4 protein-coding genes are annotated in these 3,660 nt (G+C 46.2%); all 4 read left to right on the top strand.

The window, feature by feature from the left end; translation table 11 throughout:
- Positions 1 to 59 precede the first annotated feature (59 nt).
- The 4 genes from WCK19_RS18295 to nifH all read left to right on the top strand — a co-directional run bounded on the left by WCK19_RS18295 (position 60) and on the right by nifH (position 3,448).
- A complete protein-coding gene (locus WCK19_RS18295; protein ID WP_342398845.1) occupies positions 60 to 407 on the top strand; it encodes a hypothetical protein in 348 nt (115 codons plus the stop codon).
- Between the two features lie 742 nt (positions 408 to 1,149).
- Complete coding sequence (nifB, locus tag WCK19_RS18290) at positions 1,150 to 2,058, top strand: nitrogenase cofactor biosynthesis protein NifB (RefSeq protein WP_342398844.1); 909 nt, start codon at positions 1,150 to 1,152, stop codon at positions 2,056 to 2,058.
- Positions 2,059 to 2,214: 156 nt separating this feature from the next.
- Positions 2,215 to 2,589: a NifB/NifX family molybdenum-iron cluster-binding protein gene (locus tag WCK19_RS18285; RefSeq protein ID WP_342398843.1), complete on the top strand. Its 375-nt coding sequence runs from the start codon at positions 2,215 to 2,217 to the stop codon at positions 2,587 to 2,589.
- Positions 2,573 to 3,448: a nitrogenase iron protein gene (gene nifH / locus WCK19_RS18280; protein ID WP_342398842.1), complete on the top strand. Its 876-nt coding sequence runs from the start codon at positions 2,573 to 2,575 to the stop codon at positions 3,446 to 3,448. Before WCK19_RS18285 ends, nifH begins: the two co-directional genes overlap by 17 nt.
- The last annotated feature ends 212 nt before the right edge of the window (positions 3,449 to 3,660 follow it).

Genomic DNA, 3,660 nt, shown 5'->3' with positions numbered 1-3,660 from the left:
AGTAGGGAACCCTTTTTATTTTGCATCAAACTTTAGCTGTTAGAGAGTAGAGGCACACTATGACCACAAACCCCGCACCTTCGCTTGAGACTAGGTTTGAGCAATTGCTAGAACTGGTTCAAGCCCAACAGAGCCGCATCGAGACGTTGGAGAGCAAAATCGAGACGCTGGAGAGCAAAATCGAGACGCTGGAGAACGTGATCGAGTCGCTGGAGAGCAAGATCGAAGCGCGGGAGAGCCTTATCGAAGTGCAGCAGAACGTGATCGAGCGCCAAAAAGCTCCTACTGAGGCATTGGAGAGCATTATCGAGTGCCTAAAAGGGGTGTCAGAAAAGTACGGTCGATTCTGGTTCTGGTTCACTTTTGCTGAGAACCCTCCTGTAATAGCTGAGACGGGCTACTTCTGAGTTTATCATGCTCCGACCAAAGGCAAAAATCAGTTATTGCAGCCTATTTTCAGCAAAAGTGGGTCAGATTCCTTTTTGTCCGTATATTCCTGACACCCCGGTTACCCTCCAATTTGAGAAGGCCGGAAGCATCACAATCCAGGCAGAGATTCGAAACTCCTGATCCTAATATTTCCGGGCAATCTTGGACTGCCTAAATCTTAACCTGAGTAGTTTGGTCATCAATCTTTACCAGAATTTAACTTGATAAACTTAATAGAGTAAGTTATATTATTAATATCTCAAAAGCTTACTTCGGTGCGGAAAATAAGTTTCTTGCGTAGACTGGTCTTTGATTACATAGAGGCGATTTGCCTGATCATAATAAAGAACTGACTGGACATCCAGAGGTTCGCTTACTGCAACTTTACTTTAATTGTGGCAGAAGGCGAACCTTTTTGCCTTTTTGGTTTATGTTCGGATGTTTTTTGAGATATTGAATTCAATGTGGAAAAATAAGTTTATTGCTTTGATTAGATAGAGGCGATTAGCCCTATTTCATTTTATAAAGAACTGACTGGACATCCAGAGGTTCGTTTGCTATGACAAGTTAAATCTTAGCAGGCGGCTTTTTTTACCTTGAATTTTGATAATTTTGTCAACATATATAATAAAGATGAAAAAAGGGAGAGAATACTCTCCGAATCAGGAGCCATTTAATGACAGAATTGGTGCAAGCTCCAGTTTCTGAAAAAAAATACGGGTGGAAAGTGCGGTTTCAAAGGTAGCTAAGCACCCATGCTATAGCACCGTGGCGCACTTCACATTTGGTCGAATCCATGTTCCAGTAGCCAAAAAGTGCAATATCCAGTGTGGTTACTGTATTCGCAAATTTGATTGCCCGAACGAGAACCGACCAGGGGTTACTACCCAAATAATCTCGCCAGAGACCGCTATTTCCACCATCAGGAAAGCACTGGAAGTGGAACCAAGGATTAAGGTGCTTGGGATTGCCGGGCCAGGCGATCCGCTGGCAAATTCTGCCACCCTTGCGACTCTGAACCTAGCTCAAAGGGAGTTCCCGGATTTAATCAAGTGTACCTCCACCAATGGGCTGGCTTTACCCGCGCACGTAGATGCGTTGGACAAAGCAGGTGTTATTGCTTTAACCATCACCATCAATGCGGTTGATCCTGAAATTGGTGGACAAATTTATCCCTATGTCCGATACGAAGGCAAGACCTATCGTGACCGAGAAGCCTTTGAAATTCTGAGCAGAAACCAGCTTGAGGGTCTCAAAGCCGCTGCCGAAAGGGGTATGGTGGTAAAAATCAATTCGGTCTTAATTCCGGGGGTCAATGACAAGCACTTGGTTAAAGTCGCTAGAGTGGTAAAAGAGCTAGGGGCGCATGTCATGAATATTATGCCCTTGATCGCGCAGGCTAAGTTTAAGGATGTAATACCTCCCTCGGTCGAGGAACTTAACCAAGTCAGGGATGAGTGTGCCGCCATTCTTAAGCAGTTTCGGAACTGTAACCAATGCCGGGCCGATGCGGTCGGGGTTCCTGGCGAGGAGGGTTGCTCTACCCTTACTCCCACTACTACCAACCTGTGCGATGCCAAGTTTCTAAGGAATGAACCGATCATTAACCGCAACTCAACTAACGATTAAAGACTAAGCGGTATCCACAGATGGTACGTAGACTGGTCTAGGTATGGTAACGCTTTTGCTAAAACTCTTTTAGCGTAGACTGGTCTTTGCCACCTATTATATAGCGTAGACTGGTCTTTTATTAGGCGTGTTATCTACTATAAAGAGAAAGAGGTTATGGCATTAAAAGTAGCAGTCGCCAGTTGGGACGGGGAGCATATCACCCAACACTTTGGGCGCGCTGAACAATTTATAATTTATGAGATCGAGGGTGATACTTATCACAGTATTGAAACCCGGTTTAATAATCCCGGCTGTAATTCGAGACAGCACGACGAGAACCTCCTGTCACAATCAGTTGAGCTACTGGCTGATTGTGCTTTTGTACTGGTTAGTCGTATCGGGCCAGGCGCACAGGCATTGCTGTCTTCACGCGGGATACGGGTAATAGAGGCCCCTATCTTTATTGATCAAGCACTGGAGCGCCTCATTAATTCCAAATATTTTAAAAATTTAGCTACTAGAGAGAAGGACAATGGCAAAGAAAATTAAGCAGATTGCGATCTATGGTAAGGGTGGTATTGGCAAATCTACCACTACCTCCAATATTAGTGCCGCACTCTCGACAATGGGTTATAAAGTTATGCAGTTCGGTTGCGACCCCAAGAGCGATTCGACCAATACCCTGCGAGGAGGCCGTTATATACCGACCGTGCTGGATACCCTGCGCGAGCATACCAAGGTGAAGGCGGACGAGGTTGTGTATGAAGGCTTCAACGGTATCTATTGCGTGGAGGCAGGCGGTCCTGCGCCGGGTGTCGGTTGCGCTGGACGAGGTATCATCACCGCCGTCGGATTGATGAAGCAACTGAAGGTCTTTGAAGAACTCGATCTGGACATCATTATTTATGATGTGCTTGGTGACGTGGTTTGCGGTGGCTTCGCGGTTCCCATTCGCGAAGGTATTGCTGAGCATGTCTTCACCGTCTCCTCGGCTGACTTTATGGCGGTCTGTGCTGCCAATAACCTCTTCAAGGGTATCCAAAAGTACTCAAATTCCGGTGGTGGCTTGTTGGGGGGCGTTATCGCCAACTCGATTAACGTCGGATATTCAAAAGAAATTATTGACGATTTTGTGCTTCGTACCAGCACTCAGGTAGTGGAATATGTACCTCGGTCGGTGACTGTAACCCAAAGCGAGTTGCAGGGCAAAACAACCATTGAAGCCGCGCCAAAATCAGCCCAGGCCGGGGTTTATCGTAGCCTAGCTGCAAAGATATATAACCACACCAACTCGAAAGTACCTACGCCCTTGGATACCCATGAGTTACGAGAATGGGCTGCGAAATGGGCCGACCATTTGTTAGCCATTGAAAGCGGCGAAGTACGCGAAGTGGCCGCTAGTATCTAAGGCCGATTCAAACAGTTGCTATAGGAGACCATTCAAAAGCAGCGGTTAAGCCATATACCTTATAAATCAGGGTAAAACTGTAGGAGGGATTTCTAATCCCGAATAGGTCTAGCCTCAGATCGGGATTAGAAATCCCTCCTACAAGGGCTTATTTCAAAGCCTCAGATCGGGATTAGAAATCCCTCCTACAAGGGCTTATTTCAAAGCCTCAG

The organism is Candidatus Chlorohelix sp. (assembly GCF_037138995.1).
GTDB lineage: Bacteria > Chloroflexota > Chloroflexia > Chloroheliales > Chloroheliaceae > Chlorohelix.
The sequence above is the reverse complement of the archived record's forward strand: the minus strand, read 5'-3'. Positions and strand labels throughout refer to the sequence as shown.

Coding starts and splice junctions, on each gene's coding strand:
- nifH (WP_342398842.1), top strand. CDS start 2,573: ATGGCAAAGAAAATTAAGCAGATTGCGATCTATGGTAAGGGTGGTATT.
- WCK19_RS18295 (WP_342398845.1), top strand. CDS start 60: ATGACCACAAACCCCGCACCTTCGCTTGAGACTAGGTTTGAGCAATTG.
- WCK19_RS18285 (WP_342398843.1), top strand. CDS start 2,215: ATGGCATTAAAAGTAGCAGTCGCCAGTTGGGACGGGGAGCATATCACC.